Source organism: Flavobacterium degerlachei (assembly GCF_900106645.1).
GTDB lineage: Bacteria > Bacteroidota > Bacteroidia > Flavobacteriales > Flavobacteriaceae > Flavobacterium > Flavobacterium degerlachei.
In genome coordinates this window covers 109371-134809 of record NZ_FNMV01000012.1, presented here as the reverse complement: position 1 = coordinate 134809, position 25439 = coordinate 109371, and the positions used below count along the sequence as shown (strand labels likewise).

General features: G+C 33.7%; 23 protein-coding genes. 13 read left to right on the top strand and 10 right to left on the bottom strand.

Going from position 1 to position 25439, the window contains the following annotated elements; all coding sequences use genetic code 11:
* Positions 1–140: 140 nt before the first annotated feature.
* Positions 141–791 carry a carbonic anhydrase family protein gene (locus BLV91_RS12900; protein WP_091433992.1) on the bottom strand — a complete coding sequence of 217 codons (651 nt, stop codon included), beginning with the start codon at positions 789–791 and terminating at the stop codon, positions 141–143.
* Positions 792–854: 63 nt separating this feature from the next.
* Positions 855–2390 (bottom strand): SulP family inorganic anion transporter, encoded by a 1536-nt coding sequence (locus BLV91_RS12895; RefSeq protein ID WP_217636970.1) that lies wholly within the window; start codon positions 2388–2390, stop codon positions 855–857.
* Positions 2391–2574: 184 nt separating this feature from the next.
* Between BLV91_RS12895 and BLV91_RS12890 the strand changes: the two genes are divergently transcribed.
* Positions 2575–3246, top strand: coding sequence for a TetR/AcrR family transcriptional regulator (locus BLV91_RS12890; RefSeq protein ID WP_091433990.1), 672 nt, complete (start codon positions 2575–2577; stop codon positions 3244–3246).
* A gap of 115 nt (positions 3247–3361) precedes the next feature.
* Here BLV91_RS12890 and BLV91_RS12885 read toward each other — a convergent pair whose 3' ends face one another.
* Together BLV91_RS12885 and BLV91_RS12880 are read right to left on the bottom strand one after the other, a co-directional pair.
* Positions 3362–4435 (bottom strand): sensor histidine kinase, encoded by a 1074-nt coding sequence (locus BLV91_RS12885; protein WP_091433988.1) that lies wholly within the window; start codon positions 4433–4435, stop codon positions 3362–3364.
* An 85-nt stretch (positions 4436–4520) separates the two neighbouring features.
* Positions 4521–5204: a response regulator transcription factor gene (locus BLV91_RS12880; RefSeq protein WP_091433987.1), complete on the bottom strand. Its 684-nt coding sequence runs from the start codon at positions 5202–5204 to the stop codon at positions 4521–4523.
* Positions 5205–5425: 221 nt separating this feature from the next.
* On the opposite strand from BLV91_RS12880, the gene BLV91_RS12875 reads away from it, so the two are divergent.
* The 4 genes from BLV91_RS12875 to BLV91_RS12860 all read left to right on the top strand — a co-directional run bounded on the left by BLV91_RS12875 (position 5426) and on the right by BLV91_RS12860 (position 11056).
* Positions 5426–8185, top strand: a complete 2760-nt coding sequence (locus BLV91_RS12875; RefSeq protein WP_091433985.1) for a TonB-dependent receptor — start codon at positions 5426–5428, stop codon at positions 8183–8185.
* Positions 8186–8392: 207 nt separating this feature from the next.
* Positions 8393–9511 carry a hypothetical protein gene (locus tag BLV91_RS12870; RefSeq protein ID WP_091433983.1) on the top strand — a complete coding sequence of 373 codons (1119 nt, stop codon included), beginning with the start codon at positions 8393–8395 and terminating at the stop codon, positions 9509–9511.
* A 104-nt stretch (positions 9512–9615) separates the two neighbouring features.
* A complete protein-coding gene (locus BLV91_RS12865) occupies positions 9616–9954 on the top strand; it encodes a T9SS type A sorting domain-containing protein (RefSeq protein WP_091433981.1) in 339 nt (112 codons plus the stop codon).
* Between the two features lie 121 nt (positions 9955–10075).
* On the top strand, positions 10076–11056 hold the full coding sequence (locus BLV91_RS12860; protein ID WP_091433979.1) for a LuxE/PaaK family acyltransferase: 981 nt from the start codon (positions 10076–10078) through the stop codon (positions 11054–11056).
* A 45-nt stretch (positions 11057–11101) separates the two neighbouring features.
* Here the strand turns inward: BLV91_RS12860 and tyrS are convergent, their stop codons facing one another.
* Entirely contained in the window at positions 11102–12400 is a 1299-nt protein-coding gene (gene tyrS / locus BLV91_RS12855; protein ID WP_091433977.1) for a tyrosine--tRNA ligase, read from the bottom strand.
* Between the two features lie 93 nt (positions 12401–12493).
* Here tyrS and BLV91_RS12850 point away from each other — a divergent pair, with 93 nt between their 5' ends.
* A complete protein-coding gene (locus tag BLV91_RS12850; protein ID WP_091433975.1) occupies positions 12494–13495 on the top strand; it encodes an NAD-dependent epimerase/dehydratase family protein in 1002 nt (333 codons plus the stop codon).
* 10 nt (positions 13496–13505) lie between these two features.
* On the opposite strand, the gene BLV91_RS12845 is transcribed toward BLV91_RS12850, so the two are convergent.
* From BLV91_RS12845 to BLV91_RS12835, 3 genes are read right to left on the bottom strand one after another with little or no spacing between them, the layout of a single operon-like run.
* Positions 13506–14000, bottom strand: a complete 495-nt coding sequence (locus BLV91_RS12845) for a DUF4296 domain-containing protein (RefSeq protein ID WP_091433974.1) — start codon at positions 13998–14000, stop codon at positions 13506–13508.
* A gap of 14 nt (positions 14001–14014) precedes the next feature.
* Complete coding sequence (locus BLV91_RS12840) at positions 14015–15355, bottom strand: dihydroorotase (protein ID WP_091433971.1); 1341 nt, start codon at positions 15353–15355, stop codon at positions 14015–14017.
* Positions 15356–15365: 10 nt separating this feature from the next.
* Positions 15366–16091, bottom strand: coding sequence for a polyprenol monophosphomannose synthase (locus BLV91_RS12835; protein WP_091433969.1), 726 nt, complete (start codon positions 16089–16091; stop codon positions 15366–15368).
* A 104-nt stretch (positions 16092–16195) separates the two neighbouring features.
* Here BLV91_RS12835 and BLV91_RS12830 point away from each other — a divergent pair, with 104 nt between their 5' ends.
* From BLV91_RS12830 to BLV91_RS12820, 3 genes are all read left to right on the top strand, one after another.
* Positions 16196–16867: a DUF4271 domain-containing protein gene (locus BLV91_RS12830; RefSeq protein WP_091433967.1), complete on the top strand. Its 672-nt coding sequence runs from the start codon at positions 16196–16198 to the stop codon at positions 16865–16867.
* Between the two features lie 13 nt (positions 16868–16880).
* Positions 16881–17630, top strand: a complete 750-nt coding sequence (locus BLV91_RS12825; RefSeq protein ID WP_091433965.1) for a uroporphyrinogen-III synthase — start codon at positions 16881–16883, stop codon at positions 17628–17630.
* Positions 17631–17790: 160 nt separating this feature from the next.
* The gene (locus tag BLV91_RS12820) at positions 17791–18261 is read left to right on the top strand and encodes an Lrp/AsnC family transcriptional regulator (protein WP_091433963.1); all 471 of its coding nucleotides are present in this window, start codon (positions 17791–17793) and stop codon (positions 18259–18261) included.
* A gap of 69 nt (positions 18262–18330) precedes the next feature.
* On the opposite strand, the gene BLV91_RS12815 is transcribed toward BLV91_RS12820, so the two are convergent.
* Both BLV91_RS12815 and BLV91_RS12810 read right to left on the bottom strand, forming a co-directional pair.
* Positions 18331–19020: a zinc metallopeptidase gene (locus BLV91_RS12815; RefSeq protein ID WP_091433961.1), complete on the bottom strand. Its 690-nt coding sequence runs from the start codon at positions 19018–19020 to the stop codon at positions 18331–18333.
* A gap of 215 nt (positions 19021–19235) precedes the next feature.
* The gene (locus BLV91_RS12810) at positions 19236–22289 is read right to left on the bottom strand and encodes a class I tRNA ligase family protein (protein ID WP_091433959.1); all 3054 of its coding nucleotides are present in this window, start codon (positions 22287–22289) and stop codon (positions 19236–19238) included.
* Between the two features lie 252 nt (positions 22290–22541).
* On the opposite strand from BLV91_RS12810, the gene BLV91_RS12805 reads away from it, so the two are divergent.
* The 4 genes from BLV91_RS12805 (at position 22542) to truB (ending at position 25207) form a co-directional block, all read left to right on the top strand.
* Positions 22542–23417, top strand: coding sequence for a cell division protein FtsX (locus BLV91_RS12805; RefSeq protein ID WP_091433958.1), 876 nt, complete (start codon positions 22542–22544; stop codon positions 23415–23417).
* Positions 23418–23480: 63 nt separating this feature from the next.
* Entirely contained in the window at positions 23481–23723 is a 243-nt protein-coding gene (locus BLV91_RS12800) for a DUF3098 domain-containing protein (RefSeq protein WP_091433955.1), read from the top strand.
* Positions 23724–24509 (top strand): undecaprenyl-diphosphate phosphatase, encoded by a 786-nt coding sequence (locus BLV91_RS12795; RefSeq protein WP_091433953.1) that lies wholly within the window; start codon positions 23724–23726, stop codon positions 24507–24509.
* Positions 24509–25207, top strand: a complete 699-nt coding sequence (truB, locus tag BLV91_RS12790; protein ID WP_091433951.1) for a tRNA pseudouridine(55) synthase TruB — start codon at positions 24509–24511, stop codon at positions 25205–25207. The genes BLV91_RS12795 and truB overlap by 1 nt, the downstream gene beginning before the upstream one ends.
* Positions 25208–25439: the final 232 nt, after the last annotated feature.

Below are 25439 nucleotides of genomic sequence, written 5' to 3'. Positions count from 1 at the left end.
GATAACACAACAGAAAAAGCAAAAAGAAACCTATTATGAAATGTCCTATTTTTTTACTAATTTGATAAGTTTATTTGTACAAAAAAAAGGGCTAACATATAGTTAGCCCTTTATCTTCTGACAATAACAATTAAGTTTTCTTATTTCACTCCATTTACAATCATAGTATCTTCATAAAAAGTAACTAATCCAGAAGAAATATCGTGTGTACCCCCCACAATTCCAATTTCACCACTTTCTATCATTCCCTTAAGAATTGGACTGCGTTCCATAATTGCATTTACAGTTCTCTTCACATTAATAGCCGCCACTTTTTCTACGAAATCAGAATTACTAGATGTACGGTTTTCAGTTTCGGTTTTTTCGTCATACACTGCAGGTTGTATTTTACTAAGCAGTGCCGTTAAATTCCCCATTTCAACATGATCACAAGCCCCCTTTACGGCACCACATTTAGTATGACCTAAAACCACAATTATTTTAGAGCCTGCCACTTTACATCCAAACTCCATACTCCCCAAAATATCTTCGTTGACAATATTTCCCGCAATACGAACACTGAATACATCTCCAAGTCCTTGATCAAAAATTAATTCCGCAGATGTTCTTGAATCAATACAGCTTAGTATCACGGCAAACGGATGCTGCCCATCTGATGTCTCATTAGCCTGTTGCAAAAGGTTACGGTTTGCTTTCAGGTTATTAGCAAATCTCTTATTTCCTTCCTTTAAAATCTCAATAGCCATAACTGGGCTAATAGCATCTTGCATTTCTTTGTTTAATGTTTTCATCTTTATTATTTTAATTTTTGATTTATATCTTCTTTTTCATTATGTAGCTAAAAATAGATTCCTCTATGCCGCTTCAATAAATTTAATCTTTTCTACATCGATATTTTTTGTTTTGGCATTTATTTCAAAATCTTTAATGATTTCCAAAACATCGTATGCAATAGATTTCGATTTAGAAAAGTCTATAATCACCTTTGAATTTTCGGGGATTAAATCTAAAGTGTCAATAATACTAGCTTTGTTAAAAAAAGAAACTTCTTGAGCCAATACAATATGATGGACCTCATTACCATTTTCATTTTTTACTATATCCATTAAATGGTGCGAGTTTCTATAACTATGACGCAGTGTATAGAAAATACCAAATAATATCCCTAAAGTTATCCCTTTTAATAAATCAGTTGCTAAAATCCCCACTACCGTCATGGTAAACGGAATGAATTGTTCCCAGCCTAATTTATACATTTCCTTAAAAAGTGCAGGTTTTGCTAATTTATAACCTACCATTAATAAAATCGCCGCTAAACTTGCCAAAGGAATCATATTCATCAAACTAGCAATGGTGATTGCACTAATCAACAAGAAAAAACCGTGAAATATGGCTGACATCTTAGTTTTTCCACCAAAATTAATATTTGCTGAACTTCGAACAATTACCTGCGTTATTGGTAATCCCCCAACTAAACCTGAAACAATATTCCCTAAACCTTGTGCTTTCAACTCTCTATTAGTTGGAGTGATTCTTCTTTCTGGGTCTAATTTGTCCGTGGCCTCAACACAAAGCAATGTTTCTAAACTACCAACAATGGCAATCACAAAAGCAATTTTATACACTTCTATGTTAGTCAATGCAGATAAATCAGGAAAAGTAAATTGATTTAAAAAACCACTAAATGACTCTGGCACTGGCAATGAAACTACTTGTTTGTCAGTAAGAGTAAAATTTAAAATTCCGTTTTGAAATAAATAATTCATCAATATCCCCAATGCAACAACTACTATCGGGCCTTGTAAGATTTGGAAAACCTTGTGTTTCTTCATTAAAACCTTGTCCCATAATATAAGAATCCCCAATGATATTGCACCAATAAGCACAGCTCCAGGAGTAATAAAATTCAGTGCTTGAAAAATTTCAGATACTGTATTCTGACCATCGGCCTGAATGAAAGAATCGCTTCCCATCCCCTCATTATCCCAACCTAATGCATGAGGAATTTGTTTTAAAATTATCAATAGACCAATTCCAGTAAGCATTCCTTTAATTACTGATGTAGGGAAAAAATAGGCAATAAAACCTGCCTTTGCATATCCTAAAATTACTTGAATAACTCCAGAAAGCACTACAGCCATTAAAAACATCTCCCAACTACCTAAGCTTGCAATAGAAGTTAATACAATTACAGCTAAACCTGCAGCAGGTCCACTCACTCCAAGAGGAGAGTCACTTGCCGTCCCTACAATTATTCCTCCTATAATCCCTGCAATTATTCCGGAAAACAACGGGGCACCAGAAGCTAGTGCAATTCCTAAACATAATGGTAGAGCTACAAAAAACACAATGATACTCGCTGGAAAATCATTCCTTATTTCTTTAAACATGTTTTTTAATTCCATTTTCTTTATTGTTAGTTAACAACCCAAAGATAAAATTAATATTTAAAAAGATAGTAACACTATCATAAATAATTGTAAAATATATTTTTACTATATTTGCCAAATCTAATCACATTTAGCTATTACCTAGACAATTCCCCCCTAATCAACTTACCAACAAATAGCACCAATGGAGTTACAATTACAAATAAAAATGAATGAGGGCTTATTCCTCCGTAACCCTGAACTATCAGATTTAGGCAAAAAAATCATTAAACATAGCATTATAATGATCCATAAAGATGGATTTGAAGCGCTTACGTTTAAAAAACTGGCAAAAGATATTGGTACTACAGAAGCTGGTATTTATAGGTACTTTGAAAACAAACACCTATTACTGACTTATATAATATCGTGGTATTGGAGTTGGATAGAATTCCAGATTCTTTTTCAAACCAATAATATCAAAAACCCAAAAGTAAGACTGAAAAAAGTAATAAAAATCTTGGCATCAGAAGTAGAAGATGACGAAACAATAAGTCATGTCAACGAAAGTCTATTACATCAAATTGTAATTTCAGAAGGTTCTAAAGTATATTTAACCAAAAAAGTTGGAGAAGATAACAAGCATCAGTTTTTTAAACCGTACAAAGATCTCTGTGGCGTTATAAGTGATTTAATATTAGAATGTAATTCGGCATACAAATACCCAAGATCATTAGCCACAACAATAATTGAGATGGCTCATTTTCAGAATTTTTTCATGAAAAACCTACCTTCACTTACTGATTTTGGAAATAGCAAAGAAGAGTCAAAAATTACTGCATTCCTAAGCGATTTGGTATTCAGCAGTATAGACTAAAGCAACATTATTTGATTATTGGATAAAAAACATTTCTTAAAATAGCAAGTTTTGTTCTTACGTAAAGTCACGATGATTTAACTGATCGATAAATCACCCCTAGATGTTGGGTTTATTATTTTAGATCTCTTTTTCTATTGGCCTTTTCAAGAGTAAAAGAAAACTCCGATCCAACTCCAAACTCACTCTCAACATAAATTTTTTCCTTGTGAGCCTCAATTATATGCTTAACTATAGCCAGACCTAAACCAGAACCTCCCTCAGATCGAGAGCCACTTTTGTTAACACGATAAAAACGTTCGAATAATCGTGGGATATTTTGTTTCTCTATACCTTCACCATTATCGCTAATTCGAACTAGCACTTTCTCTTTTGTTATATTGACTACAGCTACTTCAGTAGTTCCATTGATTTTTCCGTACTTAATAGAATTAACAATTAAATTCTCTATAACTTGTTGTATACGGTCTTTATCAGCCCAAACAAAATTGGGAAGAATATGGTAATTCTCGAAGGCGAGTGTGATTTTTTTCTTCTCCGCTTTCATTTCTAGTAAATCAAATACATTCTGAATTAACTCCACGATATCAAATTCAGAATATTCTAAATTTAAATCCCCTACTTCAAGTTTGGTAATCATATCTAAATCCTCAACAATATAGATTAATCGCTCCACTCCTTTTTCGGCACGTTTTAGATATTTTTTTCGAATGACTTTATCCTCCATTGCACCATCAAGCAAAGTAGATATATAACCCTGAACTGTAAAAAGAGGGGTTTTAAGTTCGTGGGACACATTACCAAGAAATTCTCGTCTGTACTCCTCTCGAACCTTAAGCATTTCTATTTCGAGTTTTTTATCTGTGGCAAATTTTTTAACCTCCCTTGTCAGGGTTTCCATATCAGTTGTTATAGGATAATTGATTAAGGAACTAGATTCTAGTAAAGATACATCATCATATATTTTTTTTACCCTTCTATAAATAAAACGTTCTACCCTGTACTGCAAAACTACGAATGAAAATACATAGATTATTAAGATAAAAACAATGCCGAATAACCATAAACTTTTTGAAGTATAATTGAATATGGTGGCCACCAGTAATACGACAAATGCCGTTGAAAAAAGACTGATATATAAAGCTGATTTAACAGCAAACTTGTAGGTTTTTTTAAAACTGATATTCATTTATATGATTCTTGAGTAGTTACAATAAAGGACAAGATAAAAAATTCCGTCAATTATCTCATTATACTCTTTGTAGGTATTCTATTTAAACTTCAAACTTATAACCAACTCCTTTGATGGTCTTGAAAAGCTCTTCACCAATTTTCTCACGGAGTTTTCTAATATGTACATCTATTGTTCTTCCGCCAACAACAACTTCATTCCCCCAAACTTTATCAAGAATCTCATCCCTCTTGAATACTTTACCAGGTTTAGATGCCAAGAGATAAAACAATTCAAACTCTTTTCTAGGTAGTGCAATCTCAATATTATCCTTTACTATTTTATACTCTTCGCGGTTAATTTCTATTCCGCCTACATTTAAAGTTTCACTATTTTGATCTTCTTCTTTTAATCGGCGTAATAAGGCCTTTACCTTACTTACTAACAACTTCGGTTTGATCGGTTTTGTGATATAATCATCCGCTCCAGCATCAAATCCTGCAACTTGAGAGTAATCTTCACTACGAGCTGTTAGAAACGTTATGATAACATTACTTAGCTCAGGAATCTTTCTAATATTCTCACAAGCTTCCATCCCATCCATCTCTGGCATCATAACATCCATTATAATTAGGTCTGGCAACTCTTTTTTAGCTTTTAGAATAGCTTCCTTACCATTTGCGGCAGTAACAATTTGATAACCTTCTTGAGTAAGATTATACCCTACAATCTCTAAAATATCTGGCTCGTCATCAACAAGTAAGATCTTCGTGTTTTTCTTTTTCATCTATAGAAAATTATTTTTCTCCTGCTGAACTGTACCTAAAATAGCAGTCGACAAGGTTAATTTCGAATGTAAATATAATCATATTTCAATTGTTAAAAAGCAACAACGTTAGGAATTTGATATGGTAACCTTTTGTTAATACTAAAGAAACAAAATGGTAACCGCCGGATAACTCCACCTTAACAATAGCACCTTTACTTTGCAAAAAATTAAACACAACTATGAAACTGAAATTATTCATTTTAACGCTTTTTATCAGTACCCTTACTTTTGGACAAAACAAAGGTACTATTACTGGAGTACTAACTGATAAAGATTCAAACAACGAAACGCTACCTTTTGCAAACATATTACTAAAAGGAACACAAATAAACTGCACAACAGATATTGACGGTAAATACTCACTTAGTGCTCCAGCAGGAAACTATGTGATTCAATATAGTTTTATTGGTTACGAATCAATAGAGCTTCCTATTGTAGTTAAAAACGGAGAAACACTAACACTAAACAAAACATTAGGATCGTCTAGCTATAAATTAGAGGATGTTGTTATTACCACTAATGTTAACAAGCAAAAAGAAACTGCTTTATTGTTACAACAAAAAAATGCAGTTGAAATAAAACAAAGTATTGGCGCACAGGAGCTAGCAAGAAAAGGGGTTAGTGATGTTGCTTCTGCAGTGACTAAAGTAAGTGGTGTTTCTAAACAAGAAGGCTCAGGAAGTGTTTTTGTAAGAGGTTTAGGAGACCGTTATAATGTGACCACCTTAAACGGATTGCCTTTACCATCCAATAATCCTAAAAACAAGAACATCCTTTTGGATATTTTCTCTACCGATATTGTTGAATCTGTAGGGATCAGCAAAACATTTGAATCTCAAAATTATGCAGATTTTGGAGGAGCAAACGTGGATATTATATCAAAGAAAATGACGGGGTCACCATTCATCCAAATTGGTGTAGGTGTAGGTACAAATACAAACGTAGCTAAACTTGATAATTTCTACTTGCAAGACGGTCCTTCTTACTTTGGTTTCAATAAAATAAATGCGCCAAGTAATCCTTTGCTACCATACAACTATAGTAATAGCTGGGATAGACAAGAAAGAAAAAATACGTTAAATAATAATATTTCTCTATCCGCAGGAAAAAAATTCAATGTAGGTGCAAACGGTACTATTAGTACTTTCATAACTGCTGGATTTGATGCCGAAAACAAATACAACGAAGGGATTTACAGAACAACCATTACTGCACAAGGTGCTGCCAATACTGATCTTTTTAGAAAATCCTATCAATTCAACACCAATTCTACCGTAATGGGTACAGCAGATTACAAAATCAATAGAAACAACTCTATTTTCTTTACTACTTTATTTTTAAACTCCACTTCACAAGATTATAGCGAATACGAAGGGTTTAATATTGAGTTCTCAGGATTAGACCAAATTGGTTTTATAAAACGTGGAACTTTCGATAAAACACAGTTAATTGTAAACCAATTGTTAGGTAAGCACAAATACAATGAAAGAATTACAGCAAACTGGAGTCTTGGATACAGCATACTGGATAACACTATTCCAGATCGTATGCAAAATACGTTTGTTCCTTCAAGTGATGGATCTACAGATTATACTTTTTTCAAAAACTCAAGCATAAACAATCACCGTTATTATCAAGGTTTAACTGAAAAAGAATGGTCAGCAAATATTTCAGGTTCGTATAACTTTGCTAAAATAAATGAAGACGAATTTAAAGGTAAAGCTACTCTAGGTTACTCAGGTAAAATGAAAACCGTTGATTTCAATTCACAACAATACTCCTTTTTTCCAGAAACAAACAAAACACTTTTTTCAAAAGATGAATTTAATAATACTGACGAATACTTAAACAGCAATAACTTTGATTTAGCAAATGGCGACAGTTCTAGTAAACTTTCTCAGCTATATAATGGTCATTTAAATATCCACGCTGTTTACGGAAATGCGCAATACAATTTTACTGATAGATTATCAGTGATTTTAGGAGGTCGATTTGAACAAATAGAGCAATACGTTTATTACATGAGTTTAGATGCACCAGACGGAACTGGTAATACTTACGCACCTGTAAAGTTTTTACCTAGCATAATCGCTAAGTACAAATTGACTGACAAGCAAAATTTAAAATTTGCAGCTAGTAATACCTATACTTTACCACAATTTAAAGAAAAAGTAAAAATCCTTTTTCAAGAAGTAGGACAAAGTTATGAAGGTAACGATAAACTTTACGCTTCAACAAACTACAATGCTGATTTAAGTTGGGAACTATACCCTAGTAACGACGAAATTCTTTCGGTAACTGCTTTTGGAAAATTAATTCAAAACCCAATCAATGAAATGTATACAAATTCCTCTTCTGGAAACATTACTTGGGCAAACACAGGTGATAACGCAGTAGTAGCTGGAATTGAGTTAGAATTTAGAAAAAATATTTTTGAAACCAGCGATGAGAATAATTTAAAAGAGAAATTAACTTTCGGGTTTAACGGATCATATATGTATCAGGACATGGATTTAAGTAATACCAAAGTCTTAAATGAAAATGGGTTTGGTGCTAATTTTACTTATAAAAATTCAAAATTATCGGGAGCTGCTGACTTTTTAGCAAATGCAGATATGTCTTTTACAAAAGAATTTAAAAATGACAAAGACATTACTGCAACAGTGACTTATGCCTATGTTTCTGATAAATTAGCTGTAATAGGAACTTCAGAAAGAGGAAACTTAATAGACAAATCAATAGGTAGATTAGACTTTATTCTAAAATCTAGTTTAACTAAAAAACTGAACATAGGGTTGTCATATAAAAACATCTTAAATCCAGTTTATGAAAGATTCACTGATCAAAGCAACGCACCAGTAATTAAAACTGCTGATGTACTAGCGAGCTCCTACAAAATAGGGTCTAACTTAAGTTTGTCTTTGAATTATAAGTTCTAGTACCAACTTTATTTAACATCAAAAAGAGGTAGTCGTTCATGAACGACTACCTCTTTTTGATGTTATATATTACATGTAAATTTAATGTTAATTATATTAAAAACCTTAGAAGAATTATTAACACCAAAGTAATAATGGCTTAACGTGAAAAAAATAGTAAAGATGTTTCTTTGTGGTGTTAAAAAACATAAACAAAATTAAAGACAAATGAAAAAATCAATTTTAGCAATTTTAACCGTAGTGACTATTGCATTTACAAGCTGTACTAGCGATAGCCCAGAAACAACTCCTTCTAACACTTTTGATTTAAAAGTAGATGATTTAAAAGGTGAGATTACAAACAATGAGACGGTAACTTTAGATGCTACAAAAACGTACACATTAACTGGAGGTTTAATTGTACGATCAGGCGCTTCTTTAATTATTCCTGCAGGAACAACTATAAAATCAGATCCTACAGCTGATACAGAAAAAGCTAAGACAATATTTATAGCAATAGAGAGAGGCGCAAAAATTTTCGTAAACGGTACTGCTGCTAAGCCAGTAGTTATGACTTCTGGTAAAGCTGCTCCTACTGAAGGAAACTGGGGTGGATTGATTATCTGTGGTGATGCAAAAGTAAACACTGGAGATAATGGAACATCTGAAGTTGGTGGGTTATTATACGGAGGTAACAACAATGCGGATTCATCTGGAAAAATCAACTACTTGAAAATTTCTTATACTGGATCTAAATTTAGTGATAGTAAAGAATACAATGGAGTTTCATTCTTTGGAGTAGGTAGCGGTACAGAAGTATCTAACATTTACACTTTTGAAAGTGGTGATGATGCAGTTGAGTTTTTTGGAGGAGCAGTAAATGCAAGCAACCTTGTATTAATCAACTCTTACGATGATTCATTAGATTTCGCAGATGGATATATTGGAACAATAACAAATGTATACATCAACGGTATTTCATTTGGTGGTGTTGAAGGATCAAACAACGGACAAAACGATATCGCTTTACCGATGACCGATGCAAAAATTTCTAACATATCAATTATAAAAGGAACAGCAGCAAAATTTACAGCTTCTGAAAAAGCAATCAACTTTAAAGAAGGTGGTGGAAAACAAACTTACACAAACCTATTTGTTGATGGTATTACAACTTTTGCAAAATTAGATGCAGGTACTGGAGCTACTGCAAGAATCGCTGCTGGGGATTTCAAAGTAAATGGTGCAAATTTTGTAACTGCAAACAATACAGCTGCAGTTTATGTAACAAATCAAACTGGTGCTGGTGCTGGTGCAACTCTACCTTCTTGGGCTGATTGGACTAAATAAATACAGTACAAATACAATTGTAAAAATACCTCTCTTTTCGGGAGGTATTTTTTTTGGTATAGTATTTGATTTTTTTTGTATATTTACTAATCAATATCAAGCTAATGGCAAAAAATTACTTTTATACTACAATCTTATTGGTTTTCTTTTTTTCCCTGAGCCTCAGCGCTCAAGACACGAAGCAACAACCGAAACAGCAAGAAACTTCGGTTATTGAAGGACTGAGCTTGTACCCTAATCCAGTTAGCAATGGCAAGGTATATATTTCCACCAAAAACGATTCAGAAAAAGAAATTATCATTTTTGATCTTTTAGGAAAAAAAGTAATGCAAACATTGCTTAGCTCAAGAGAATTAAACATCTCGAATCTTAACTCTGGTGTTTATATTATTAAAATCACAGAAGCAAACGCATCTGCTACCAGAAAACTTATTGTAAGATAAAAATCACTTCAAAAAATAAACCTAAAGCTCCAAGTCAAATTGGAGCTTTTTTATTTACAATTACAGTCCGTTTAAAAAACTAAAAGGATTATTAAAATTTATACCTTTGCAATAAAAATTCTTGATTACATCCACTACCATATTTTCCATTTCGGGTCAAAAGCAATTTGAAAAAATAGCCTTAAAAGTATTTCGTTTTCAATATGAAAATAACTTGGTATATCAAGAGTTCTGCGATTTATTAAAAACAGATGTACAAAAAGTAAAATCGCTACAGCAAATCCCGTTTTTACCCATTCAGTTTTTCAAAAGCCACCAAGTGGTTTCTAATACAAACGAAATTCAAGCTACATTTACTAGCAGCGGTACAACTGGAATGATTACCAGCAAACATCTGGTAACTGATACTTCCATCTACGAAGAAAGTTATCAGAAAGGGTTTTCTGAATTTTATGGAAACATAGAAGACTATGTCGTCCTGGCGTTACTACCTTCTTATCTGGAACGGGAAGGTTCCTCATTAATTTACATGGTCGAAGATTTAATTAAATTGTCAAACCATTCTGATAGCGGTTTTTATCTGCACAACCATGACGAACTAATCAAGAAACTTATCGAATTAGATGAATCAGGACAAAATGTAATTCTTATTGGGGTTACTTATGCCCTATTAGATTTGATTGAAAAGCAGCAATTCCAATTACAGAATACCATTATCATGGAAACTGGAGGAATGAAAGGAAAACGTAAAGAAATGATTCGTGAAGAACTACACGAACAACTTTGCGACGGTTTTGGAGTATCCATGATACATTCTGAATACGGAATGACCGAATTGCTGTCTCAAGCTTATTCCTTAGGAAATGGCGTATTTGAATGCCCTTCTTGGATGCAAATCCTTATTCGTGATACCGAAGATGCTTTAAGCTATATTCCGCAAGGAAAAACAGGCGGATTGAATGTTATCGATTTGGCTAATATTAACTCTTGTTCCTTTATTGCCACTCAGGATTTGGGCAAAAAAAATCCCAACAACTCTTTCGAGGTATTGGGACGTTTTGATAATTCTGATATTCGAGGTTGTAATTTAATGGTTTTGTAAAAGTTGATTCGGTTATTTGTTTAATCGGTTAACCGAAAAAAACTGTTAAACAACCCTTACCACAAAATAGTTTTTCTTTCCGCTTTGCAACAACACAAATTGATTGTTGATCAAATCTTTCGTTGACAATACAAAGTCTTCTTTCACCTTTTCTTTATTGACAGCAATTGAATTTGCTGTTAAAGCACGTCTGGCTTCACCATTCGACTTAAAGAATCCTGTCTTTTCATTCAACACAGTGATAATATCAATTCCCGCTTCCATTTCGTTTCTTGCGATTTCAGCTTGAGGAACACCATCAAAAACTTCTAAGAAAGTAGCTTCATCTAATTCTTTCAAATCGTCAGCGGTAGCGTTTCCAAATAAAATAGCAGATGCTTTAATCGCTTTTTCTAGTTCTTCTTTCGAATGAACAAAAGTCGTTAACTCTTCAGCTAATTTACGTTGTAAAGCCCTCATGTGCGGAGCGCTTTTATGTTCTTCAATCAAAGCCTCAATTGTATCTTTATCTAAAAATGTAAATATCTTAATATACTTCTCAGCATCAACATCGGTGGTATTCAACCAAAATTGGTAAAACTTATAAACCGAAGTTTTATCAGCTGTCAACCAAACATTTCCACCTTCTGATTTTCCAAATTTTGTTCCATCAGCTTTAGTGATTAGCGGGCAAGTCATTGCATAAGCTTTGGCTTCTTCACCCACATTCATACGGCGTACTAATTCAGTTCCAGTAGTGATATTTCCCCATTGATCAGAACCTCCCATTTGCAACAAACAGTTGTATTCTTTATACAAATGATAAAAATCGTATCCTTGAATTAACTGATAGGTGAATTCCGTAAATGACATCCCTTCTCCTTCTCCTGCTAACCTTTTCTTTACAGAATCCTTAGCCATCATATAATTCACGGTAATACGTTTACCCACATCACGCGCAAAATTAATGAAGGATAAATTTTTCATCCAGTCGTAATTATTAACAAGAATTGCAGCATTTACTTCCTTAGAATTAAAGTCTAAAAAGCGAGATAAAACCCCTTTTATACCTTCTACATTATGATTTAATGTAGCTTCATCTAGCAAGTTTCTCTCATCTGATTTTCCAGAAGGATCACCAATCATTCCTGTGGCTCCACCAACTAATGCAATAGGTTTATGACCGAAATTTTTTAAATGAACTAAAAGTATGATAGGCACCAAACTCCCAATATGCAAAGAATCTGAAGTTGGATCAAATCCTATATAGGTTGTAGTCATTTCTTTTAAAAGTTGTTCTTCGGTTCCAGGCATAATGTCGTGAACCAGTCCGCGCCATTGTAATTCGGAAATAATATTTTTCATTGTCTAAAAATCAATTTTCACAAAGATAGTTTTAATTGCATAATTTGAAAATCAATCGGTCTAAAAATCAAACAATCTAATTATCTTTACAAAATGATTTTAGTTACAGGTGGAACAGGTTTAGTTGGCGCACATTTATTACTTCATTTAATTGAATCCCAAAGCTTGGGAAGCGAGAAAGTACGTGCCATTTATCGTAATTTCAAAAGCATTGAAAAAACAAAATCGCTTTTTAATTGCTACAAAAAAAATAACTTATTTGACAACATAGAATGGATACAGGCAGATATTATAGACATTCCTTCACTAGAACATGCTTTTCAGGGAATTGATTTTGTATACCATTGTGCCGCCATAATTTCATTCGACCCAACAGAAGAAGATTTACTCCGTAAAACAAATATTGAAGGAACAGCAAATATTGTTAATTTTTGTCTCGATAAAGGCGTAAAAAAACTATGTTACATTAGTTCTACAGCAGCACTTGGCGACCTAGCCGCACACCAAACTATCATCACCGAAGAAACAGAATGGAATCCAGAGAAACCGCATAGCGATTATGCTATTTCAAAGTTTGGTGCTGAAATGGAAATATGGCGAGGCCAGCAAGAAGGGTTGGATGTTGTAGTAGTTAATCCAGGTATAATCATAGGTCCTGGTTTTCCTGAACAAGGAAGCGGACAGCTATTTAACAAAGTGAAAAATGGACTGTCATTTTATACCTTAGGAGTTACTGGTTTTGTTGCGGTTATTGACGTGGTTAGAATCGCGGTTGAACTCACAAGGAGTGAAATTTGCAATCAGCGATATACACTAATTGCCCAAAACATTGTTTTTCGTGATCTTTTAAATACAATGGCTGATGCATTAAAAGTAAAAAGACCCACAATACACATAACGCCTTTTTTAATGCAAATTGGTTGGAGAATTGATTGGATTTTAGCAACCGTTTTTCGAAGAAAAAGACAGCTAACAAAAGCGACAGCCAAAGCATCCTATTCGACAAATATTTATTCTAATGAAAAAATAAAAGCAGCCTTAAAAACGGACTTTTGGGATATTCACCAATACATTAAAGAAATATCAAGATTATAATCTGAACCATTTATTTAATTAATGAGTCACTCTTTTTTAAGTTCCTCTTTGCCAATTTTAAATTTTCTACCGTTTTTTTTACTGGTAACAATGTATCCTTAGTTATTGGAATTCCTTTTTTCAGCTTGATAGAGTCAAGCTTGGCTTTTTTCTTATTTTCAATCTTCACTAAAGAATCCACGACCGTTTTTTGATCGTTGATTCGCTTAATTATTTCATCAAAGACATCCTTATAATCTTCATAATTAGAAGCATAATAGACATTACTTTGCGCAAATTGCAGACTGTCGATTTTATATTTTTTATAAATATATTGAGATGGTTTGATATCGTACTCTACCATCGACGTTGGATTTTGATATTTTATCCCTTCCAAAATGGCCAAATCATACATGATATCGACCATTTTTTCTTTTTTAATAAGACGTTCCGGTTTCTCAACTGCTTCATCCTTACAGCTTGAAAACAGAATTACAATTGCTAAAAAAGATATAATTTTTCTCATCTACTTGTCTGATTTTATCGATCAAATAACATTCGTTTCCCCGCACGAATTTCTTTAACTTTAAAATTGTTATAGACTAATTGTCCATTTACAAAAGTGTGTGTAATTCTAGATTTAAATGTAAATCCTTCAAAAGGAGACCAACCACATTTCGCGAATATATTTTCTTTTTTTACACTCCATGGCAAACCAGAATTTACAATCACTAAATCGGCATAATAGCCTTCTTTGATAAAACCACGCTTTTCAATTTTGAAAATCTTGGCAGGGTTGTGACACATTTTTTCGACAATTTTCTCAACACTAATCTTACCTTGGTGAAAAGCTTCAAACATAGCTACAACCGCATGCTGAACTAAAGGCCCACCTGAAGGCGCATTTAAGTATGATTGCTTTTTTTCTTCTAATGTATGAGGAGCGTGATCTGTGGCAATCACATCAATTCTATCATCCAGCAAAGCTTCCCAAAGCACTTTTCGGTCGTTAGCTGTTTTCACAGCTGGATTCCACTTTATAAGATTTCCCTTAGTTGCATAATCGTCGTTTGTGAACCACAAATGATGTACACAAACCTCAGCAGTGATTTTCTTTTGTTCCAATGGGATTTTGTTAGTAAACAAATCCATTTCTTTTGCTGTCGAAAGGTGAAAAATATGCAAACGTGCCCCCGTTTTTTTGGCAAGAGCCACTGCTTTCGAAGAAGATATATAACACGCTTCTTCAGATCGAATAAGGTGATGAACCGTAACAGGAACATCGTCACCAAATTCTGCTTTATATTTTTCTAAGTTGTTTTTAATAGTAGTTTCGTCCTCACAATGTACTGCTATAAGCATTGGCGTACTTGAAAATATTTTCTCAAGAGTAGCCTCATTATCAACTAGCATATTTCCGGTCGAAGATCCTAAGAATATTTTAATTCCAGCGACATTTTTAGGATTGGTCTTTAGGACCTCTTCTAAATTGTCATTGGTCGCACCCAACATAAACGAATAATTCGCATATGACTTTTCAGCCGCAAGTTGATATTTTTCTTCTAAAATTACCTGAGTAACAGCATTTGGCACTGTATTGGGCTGCTCGATAAAAGACGTGATTCCACCAGCAATTGCCGCTCTAGATTCTGATTCTATATCTCCTTTATGAGTAAGTCCAGGTTCTCTAAAATGCACTTGATCGTCAATAGCTCCCGGCATTAAATAGTTTCCTTCGGCATCGATTATGATACATTGTGATGATTTGGCACTGATGCTTTCTGAAATTTCAACAATTAAGTCATTTTCAATTAAAACATCGCCCTCAAAAATCACACCTTCATTTACTATTTTGGCATTCTTAATTAAAACCCTATTCATTGTACTTTTCTTATAAACTATTAACTAATTTTTTTAATCTCAGGGAAATCACTCCAAAAACAGCTTCAACTATTATCGAGTTACTCATCTTCGATTCTCCTTTTGTTCTGTCTGTAAAAATTATCGGAACCTCAACAATATTGAACTTTTTACAAAAAGTTCTGTATTTCATTTCTATCTGAAACGCATAACCTACAAATCTTATTTTATTAAGATCAATATTTTCTAAAACTTCTCTTTTATAACATATAAAACCTGCTGTGGCATCATGAATTTTCATACCCGTTATAAGTCGCACATAAACTGAAGCGAAATAAGACATCAATACCCTATTTAATGGCCAATTGACCACATTTACACCCGTAACATAACGTGAACCTATAGCCAAGTCAGCATTGCCAAAATGACAAGCATCATATAGCTTTTCCAAGTCATTTGGATTATGAGAAAAATCAGCATCCATCTCAAAAACAAAGTCATATCCATTACTCAATGCCCATTTAAAACCATGAACGTAAGCGGTTCCTAATCCAGATTTTTTCTCTCTGTTTTCTAAAAACAGTCGACCTCCAAATTCCGTTTGCAGTAGTCTAACCCTATCTGCAGTGTGATCCGGTGAATTATCATCAACGATAAGAATATGAAAAGGCTTGTGTTGAGAAAGCACCGACCTGATAATGCTTTCGATATTTTCTATTTCGTTATAGGTAGGAATTATAACAATACAATCGTTCATATTTCTTGTGATTTCACCGCAAAAGTAACGTTTTTATGGCATTTGATTCATAATAAAATTATAATAAAAAGATTGATATAAAAAATTAGTAATTTTGCCCCATTATGATTGAACATATACTTCATCCGAGAATCACAGACAATAAAGATTGGGCAACATTTTTATTCGTATTGTCCTTTGCTATAATTGCCCTTACCAAATCTGTTTATGAAAATCGATTTGGTGACTTTATGAATTTATTGTTTTCAGACAAGTACAACAAGGTGTATCGCGACGGTAGTCATTTAAAAAGTGGATTTACCATTTCCCTTTTTTTCGCACAGGTTATTTCATTTGCCTTCTTTATTCAACTTTCTCTAAGTCTTTTTGGATTGGCATCAAAGACTGACTTTATCTTTTATATTCAAATTATAACCTTTCTAATCTTCTTTATTTTATCTAAATATTTAGTCGAAAAAATTATAGCCACGGCATTTAATATCGAAGACTTTGTCGAGCAATTCAACCTTCAAAAAGTGACTTACCGAACGTATATCGGGCTTATTATACTACCAATCAACATTATTCTGTTTTATTACGACACAATATCAAGAATTATTCCACTAATAATTATCGCTACAGTACTGATATTAAACATCATAACATATTTGATTTCAATAAAAAAATATCAAAATTTAATATTCGGTAAGTTGTTTTATTTTATTTTATATCTTTGCACTCTCGAAATAGCCCCCTATTTTTTCATGTATTATTTGATTACAAAAGGAGGCGCTTAGAAAACGTTAAAATATGAAAGTGAAAACAATTTTGGTGTCACAACCCGAACCTAAAGTAGAGAATTCTCCTTACTTTGAGCTTCAGCAAAAACATAAAGTAAAAATTGATTTCAGACCTTTTATCCATATAGAAGGAGTTAGTGCCAAAGAGATAAGATTGCAAAAAATCGATCTCAATCATTATACTGCAATTATTTTAACGAGTAGAAATGCTGTCGATCATTTTTTTAGAGTAGCTGAAGAAATGCGCTTTAAAGTACCTGAAGGGTTGAAATATTTCTGTCAATCAGAAGCTGTTGCATTTTACTTGCAAAAGTATGTAGTATATAGAAAAAGGAAAATCTATGTTGGTCCTAAGGACTTTGCTGATTTATCACCATTGATAAAAAAATACAAAGACGAAAAATTCCTTTTGCCAGCTTCAGACCAATTGAATGTTGACGCACCGATTACTCTTAACGGATTAAAAGTAGATTGGACACAAGCCATTTTCTACAAAACCGTAATGAGTGACTTATCTGACTTGGCTGATGTTTATTATGATGTTTTGGCATTTTTCAGTCCGACTGGAATTAAATCATTATTCAAGAATTTCCCAGATTTCGAACAAAACAATACACGAATAGCCGTTTTTGGTAGTTCAACTCAAAAAGAGGCTTTGGATAACGGTTTAAGAATAGACATTCTTGCTCCTACCCCAGGCACGCCCTCAATGACAATGGCATTGGAAAAATACATTATTGAAGCTAATAAAGGAAAATAATTCACTTCCTTACTTTATACAAAAAAACCGCGTTTATCGCGGTTTTTTTATTATTCAAACTTAAATAAAAGAAGCAAAATGAACTCTGCTGATCAATTTTTGTTTAATTTTGATTCTAAATAACAACCAAAATCAAGGTTTAAGTTCCAAAAATCAACTTATGAAAATCAACTCCCTGACAGTAGAAATAGACGGAATCGACAAAGAAATTTTAAGATCTTTAATGGATGATGCTCGTAAACCAATTCTACAGATTGCTAATAAAATAGGTATATCCGGAGCAGCTATCCATCAGCGGTTGAGGAAACTGGAACAATCTGGCGTGATCTCAGGCTCTAAGTTTGTAGTAAATCATAAAGTTCTAGGATACAACACCATGGCTTTTGTAGGTGTTTATTTAGACAAGGCAGCAAAAAACTTAGAAGCAGTAAAAGAATTAAAAAAAATACCTGAAGTATTAGAATGTCATTACACTACTGGAAACTGGTCTATATTGATTAAAATAATTTGTAGGGACAATCAACATTTAATGCAGTTACTCAATACTAAAATTCAAGCGATAGAAGGCGTTTCAAGAACAGAGACTTTCATTTCTCTGGACCAACAAATTGATAGACAAATACTATTATAAAATACATAAAAAATCCCAGTTACCAATTTATTAGATTGGTAATTGGGATTTTTAAAATAGCATTTCTTTTTAATCTCTTCTGCTTCCGCCCATATAAATCGAGATATAGTACAATAAGGTAGCAATTGATCCAAGCGCAGCCACTACATAAGTCCTAGCTGCCCATTTTAGCGCATCCTTTGCCCCTGCTTGTTCTTGCTGCGTCAACATTCTCTTATTCTCTAACCAAGCCAAAGCACGATGACTAGCGTCATATTCTACTGGCAAGGTAACAATTGAAAACACTGTAGTCGCCGCAAACAGCACTATTCCAAAAAGCAACAATTGCGGAAAACTCTCCATCATTAAAATTCCACCTAATAATATCCATTGCATATAAGTCGAAGCGACATTTACAAACGGAACTAATTTAGAACGCATCGTTAACCACTGATAACCCACGGCATGTTGCACAGCGTGACCGCATTCGTGTGCCGCAACTGCAGCTGCAGCTGCATTACGTTGATTATAAACTGCCTCACTAAGATTCACCGTTTTATTCATTGGATTATAATGATCCGTTAATTGTCCCGCAACCGAAATCACACGTACATCACGAATCCCATTATCCGCAAGCATTTTCTCGGCAATTTCAGCTCCGCTCATGCCGTTTTGCAAATGCACTTTAGAATATTGTTCAAATTTGCTTTTTAGCCTTGAACTCACCAGCCAGCTTGCCAGCATGATCGCACCGGCTAATATCAAATAACTCATTCCCATATTTTTGTCTTTTTTTGTTTCTATATAAAGTTACATAGGAAATATCAAATTACGAACCATTTTTTCATATTGCCAATTTGACACCCGTTAAAATAAATATAAAAAAAAATCCAAACCCCAATTAATGTGGGATTTGGATTTTAATATATTGACGTTGTAGAGACGCACTGCAGTGCGTCTCTACCGTGCGTCTCTACAACATCACGTTATAATATTTACCCAACCAAATTTATAATTTTACCAGGAACGATAATCACTTTGTTTGGCGTTCTACCTTCCAATTGTTTTATTGTTCTTTCATCTTTCATAATGATTTCTTCGATCTGGTCTTTGGTTAAATCCAAAGGCAATGTGATCGTGAAACGCATTTTCCCGTTGAAAGAAACTGGGTATTCTTTTTCAGATTCTACTAAATGTTTCGCTTCGAATACCGGAAAAGAAACGGTTGCAATAGAACCTGTATTTCCCAACAAACTCCATAATTCTTCAGCAATATGTGGCGCATAAGGCGAAATCACAATCGCTAATGGCTCTAATATCGCACGAGAATGACAACCCTGAGTTGATAGCTCATTCACACAAATCATAAATTGTGAAACCGAAGTATTGAATGAAAAATTCTCAATATCCTCAGACACCTTCTTGATAGTCTTGTGTAAAGTTTTTAAGTTGTCTTTTGATGGCGCTTCATCAGTGACAATCATATTATGTTCATCAAAATACAAACGACATAGTTTTTTCAAGAAACCAAATACCCCCGAAATACCAGCTGTATTCCAAGGTTTCGCTTGTTCTAATGGCCCTAAGAACATTTCATACAAACGCAAAGTATCTGCTCCATATTCATTACAAATATCATCTGGAGTAACTACGTTGTATTTTGATTTTGACATTTTCTCTACTTCGCGACCTACAATGTATTTGCCATTTTCCTCACAAATGAATTCAGCATCTTTATAATCCTCTCTCCAATTTTTAAAAGCTTCAATATCTAATTCATCTGATGAATTAACCATGGAAACATCGGCGTGGATGGGAGTAATTGAAATATTAAACAGGGTAAAATCCTTTTTTTGTAAACTTTCAATTTCTTTCTTTAAATTAGGATATTCTTCAATTAAAAAAACTTTAACTTGGTCATAGCTTTTCGCAATAACTCTTTCATCAATAACATTTCTAAAATCATTTACATCCTTATATTTTGAAGTTATAAAAAACGAAGGGATTTTCAATGTTGTTTCTATCAATCTAATATCTAAACTTTCAATAAAAAAAAATGGGTTTACTCTATAAACAAACGCACTAGTCCCTAAGATCATTCCCTGATTGATTAGTTTTTTGAATGGCTCTTCTGTTGGTGCAAAACCTTTGTCTTTAAGAAATTTATTCCAAAATCTTGAGTACAATAAATGTCCGGTTGCATGCTCGCTACCACCAATGTATAAATCTACAGATTCCCAATATTTCAAGGCTTCCGCCGAAGCAAATTCCCCTTCATTATTCGCATCCATATAACGCATCCAGTACCAAGAAGAACCCGCCCAACCTGGCATCGTGTTCAATTCTAAAGGAAAAATCGTTTTATGATCTACTAAATCAGTATTCACCACTTTATTAGCTGCTGTATCCCAAGCCCAAACTAAAGCGTTCCCTAAAGGAGGCAAACCGTCTTCGGTAGGCAAATATTTTTCTACTTCAGGCAATACAATTGGCAAATGCTGCGTGTCAATCATTTGCGGCAAACCATTTACATAATAAACAGGAAATGGCTCTCCCCAATATCTTTGTCTGGAGAAAACAGCATCACGCAAACGGTAATTGATTTTTCCGAAACCTTGATTTAATTTCTCTAAAGCTTCAATCGCTTTTTTAGTTCCTTCCTTATATCCTAATCCTGTTAAGAAATCAGAATCTACTAGTTGAAAACCATCTTTAGAACCAAACGCTGCTTCAGAAATATCTTTATCGAAAATATTTTTAATTGGTAGCATTCCGCTTTGACCTTTAAAGAAATTAGCAAAAGCATAATCTCTTTCATCTCCACAAGGAACCGCCATAACAGCACCTGTTCCGTATCCTGCCAAAACATAATCCCCAATCCAAACCGGAACTGGCTCTTTAGTAAAAGGATGCTCAGCATAAGCGCCAGTAAACACACCCGAAATGGTTTTAACATCAGCCATACGTTCTCTTTCAGAACGTTTTGACGACGCTAAAATATAATCGTTTATTTTATCCTGATATTCTGGAGTTGTGATTTCTTGAACCAAAGGATGCTCTGGAGCCAATGTCATAAAAGTCACACCAAAAATAGTATCAGGTCTTGTAGTAAAAACTTCAATATTAGCGTCATGTCCTTTTAACTTAAAAGAAACCATTGCCCCAACTGATTTTCCTATCCAGTTTCTTTGACTCTCTTTGATGCTTTCGCTCCAATCAATATCATTTAATCCTTGCAACAAACGCTCCGCATAAGCAGAAATTCGCATGCTCCATTGCGTCATTTTTTTACGAACTACGGTAAAACCACCACGCTCCGAAACTCCATTTACGATTTCGTCATTGGCCAAAACTGTTCCCAATCCTGGACACCAGTTTACTTCGGTCTCCGCCAAATAAGTCAATCTATATTGTAATAGTATTTTTTCCTGTTCTTCTTTTGCGAAAGTATTCCATTCAGTTGCTGAAAAAGAAATAATTTTCTCATCACAAACTGCATTTACATTTGCATTTCCTTCTTTCTCAAAAATCGAAATTAATGTCGAAATATCTTCTGATTTATCGCTGTCTTTATTGTACCAGGAATTGAAAAGTTGGATAAAAATCCATTGTGTATGCTTGTAGTAATCTGGATTTGAAGTTCGCACTTCTCTACTCCAATCGAATGAAAAACCAATTTTATCTAATTGTTTTCTATACCCTGCAATTTTATTGCCTTCCTTATCAAAACCTCCGTCAATATTTACACGGGTAGTATCTTCTGGTCGTTGTCCCGTTTGAATAGCATATTGTTCTGCTGGCAATCCAAAACTGTCATATCCCATTGGATGCAAAACATTAAAACCTTGATGTCTTTTGTATCTTGCATACACATCTGAAGCAATGTATCCCAACGGATGCCCTACGTGCAATCCAGCTCCAGAAGGATAAGGAAACATATCAAGCACATAATATTTTGGTTTTTCTGAATTGTTTTCTGCGGCAAAAGTTTGATTTTCTGCCCAATGTTTTTGCCATTTGGCCTCTATTTCGTTCGGATTGTATTTCATTCCCTTTCTAATTGTTTTTTAATGGAGTCATTCTTTCGATAACTCAGCTTATTCTATGTTATAAGTTTTTTTTCAAAGTCAAGCTCTCGCAAACTCCAATCATTCGTTCCTGTTCAAAGCCATATATGCTTTCTCACAATGAATTATAAAGCGGCAAATTTACGTTTATTGTACGAAAGTTGAAACTTTGGACGTTATTAACTTCAAATAAAGAAATTCTTTATTATTTTTACCCCATAATTAAAGTAAACTATGAGTTCTTCATTTGATAAGTTTCAAAAACGCAGGTTAATTTCCTCTTATTTTTCGGTAGTACTAAGTGTATTCTTAGTTTTATTCCTATTAGGAATCTTAGGGCTATTCATCATAAATTCCCAAAAACTAGCCAACGATTTTAAGGAAAAAATTGCCATGACGGTCTTTTTCAAAAATGAGGCTAACGACTCTATTCTGAAGAGTTTTGGACAACAGCTAAAAGTAGCTCCATACTCAAAATCTATTGTTTTTGTTTCAAAAGAAGCTGCAGCCAAACAACATACTGACATTATAGGTGAAGATTTCTTAACTTTCCTTGGTGAAAACCCATTACAAAACTCTTATGACATCCATTTAAAAGCGGACTATGTAGAGAAAGACAGCATAGCCAAAGTTGAAAAGCAGTTGCGAACAAACCCAATGATTTCAGATATTGTTTATGACAAACAATTAGTAAACATGGTGAATGACAACATCAAAAAAGTAAGTATGTGGATTTTAATAATAAGCGGCTTTTTGACTTTTATCGCCGTTTTATTAATCAATAGTTCATTACGACTTTCCATACATTCTAACCGATTTATCATAAAAACCATGCAAATGGTAGGCGCCACGAAAGCTTTTATCAGAAAACCATTTGTGATGCGTAGCGTAAAGTTAGGAATGCTTGGTGCTGCATTAGCAATTCTTGCATTACTAGGTGTTTTAGCATATGTTGAAACTAGCTTTCCTGATCTTGGAATCTTGAATGACAAATTCCTAATTGCAGTAGTACTTTTAGCCGTATTAGGATTTGGTATCTTGATTACATGGTTGAGTACCTACTTTGCGACACAACGATTCTTAAATTTAAGAACAGACGACCTTTATTAATTTACGATTTAAAAAGATAGTATAATTCAGCATTTTTTTGATGTTGAACTAAATTCAGCATAAATGAAAAATAACGAGCAAAATCCAGAATTCCTTTTTGGTAAAATAAACTACAAAATTCTATTGATTGGTATTGGAGTAATCATTCTTGGCTTTATACTAATGTCAGGCGGAGGAAGTGATGACCCAAACGTTTACAGTGACGCTATCTTCAGTTTCAGAAGAATTCGCTTAGCACCAACTACCGTTTTAATTGGTTTTGGAATTACTGTTTATGCCATTTTAAAGAATCCAAAAAAAGTTTAAATGAATACATTACAAGCTATTGTCCTTGCTATTATTGAAGGAATTACTGAATTCCTACCTGTTTCTTCTACTGGACACATGATTATCGCTTCTTCCTTTTTTGGTATTGCAAGTGATGATTTTACAAAACTTTTTACAATTGTAATTCAACTTGGAGCTATCCTCTCGGTCGTTGTTTTATATTTCAAACGTTTCTTTCAGACTTGGGACTTTTATTTTAAATTGTTCGTTGCTTTTATTCCTGCTGTAGTTCTAGGATTATTATTCAGCGATATGATAGATGAATTATTAGAAAGCCCTGTCACGGTTGCTGTTTCTCTTTTACTTGGTGGTATCGTTTTATTAAAAGTAGACGATTGGTTTAATCACTCAGAGGACACTAAAGTCAGCTATCTAAAAGCATTTAAAATTGGGTTATACCAATGTTTAGCAATGGTTCCAGGAGTTTCCCGAAGCGGCGCAAGTATTGTAGGTGGAATGTCCCAAAAATTAGCACGAACATCGGCAGCTGAATTTTCATTCTTTCTTGCCGTTCCTACTATGTTTGGTGCAACAGCAAAAAAATGTTACGACTATTATAAAGATGGTTTTGTCTTGACACACGACCAAATAAATTTATTGATTATTGGTAATGTCATTGCTTTTATCGTAGCTCTTTTAGCTATCAAAAGTTTTATCGAATTTTTAAGTAAAAAGGGGTTTAAAGTTTTTGGTTATTACCGAATTGCTGCAGGAATCATTTTACTGATTATTCATTTTTTCATTCATCCCCTGACTATCATTTAATGACAGACGAAGACTACTTAGACGGACAAATTTTATTGATTGACAAACCCCTGAAGTGGAGTTCATTTCAAGCTGTAAACAAATTAAAATATGCCCTGATAAACAACTTAGGGCTTCCAAAAAAATTTAAAATTGGTCATGCAGGAACTTTAGATCCTCTAGCCACAGGCTTACTTTTAGTATGTACTGGAAAATTCACCAAGAGAATCACAGAACTTCAAGGCCAGGCAAAAGAGTACACAGGAACTTTTTTTATTGGTGCCACCACACCTTCTTATGATTTAGAAACTGAAGTTGATCAAACTTTTGAAACTGCACATATAGACGAAGCTTTAATTCACGAAACAGTGAAACAGTTTTTAGGCGAAATCGACCAAAAACCACCTATTTTTTCAGCTATAAAGAAAAATGGCGTTCGTTTATATGAACATGCACGTGCCGGAGAGACTGTCGAAATAGCCACTAGAAAAACCACCATTCACGAATTTGAAATTACCCGCATAGCGCTGCCTGAAATTGACTTTAGGGTTGTTTGTAGCAAAGGAACTTACATTCGTTCTTTAGCCTTTGATTTTGGACTTGCCATGAACTCTGGTTCGCACCTGACTGCTTTAAGAAGAACAAAAATTGGAGATTATAATGTAACTGATGCTGTAGATGTAGAACTATTCGAACAAAGCCTAATCACTACTAAGTAATCAAAAAGCAAAAACACATTACAAAATTCAAAACTGAATTTGTAATGTGTTTTTTTTAATCAAAGTATTTTTATACCATATTCATTTTGTCTATGTGGCTGTGCACCACTGGTTTAATAATTACTTATGTTCTCACCTCCAAACAGGAAATTAGACAAATAATCATAAAACTTTTCAAATAGCTTTTTCATAGTGATGTTTTTTAAATTGTGAAACAATATATTAACACCAA